This is a genomic window from Floricoccus tropicus (assembly GCF_001832905.1).
In the GTDB taxonomy this organism is placed as follows: domain Bacteria; phylum Bacillota; class Bacilli; order Lactobacillales; family Streptococcaceae; genus Floricoccus; species Floricoccus tropicus.
Map to the genome: position 1 here is coordinate 1 of NZ_MKIR01000019.1, position 377 is coordinate 377.

Annotated in this window: 1 protein-coding gene; it reads left to right on the forward strand. The window is 36.3% G+C overall.

Annotated features, from left to right (window positions below; translation table 11 throughout):
• A partial coding sequence (locus BG261_RS11475; RefSeq protein WP_193790148.1) for a hypothetical protein occupies positions 1-377 on the forward strand: 377 nt, incomplete at both ends.

A 377-nucleotide genomic window follows, 5' to 3' on the forward strand; every position in this document is an offset into this window, starting at 1 on the left:
AACAAGTTCAACTACAACAAGTAACAAACCAAGTACTTCAAGCGAAGAAGAAACAAGTTCAACTACAACAAGTAGCAAACCAAGTACTTCAAGCGAAGAAGAAACAAGTTCAACTACAACAAGTAGCAAACCAAGTACTTCAAGCGAAGAAGAAACAAGTTCAACTACAACAAGTAGTAAACCAAGTACTTCAAGCGAAGAAGAAACAAGTTCAACTACAACAAGTAGCAAACCAAGTACTTCAAGCGAAGAAGAAACAAGTTCAACTACAACAAGTAGCAAACCAAGTACTTCAAGCGAAGAAGAAACAAGTTCAACTACAACAAGCGATGAATCAAGTACTTCAAGCGAAGAAGAAACAAGTTCAACTACAACAA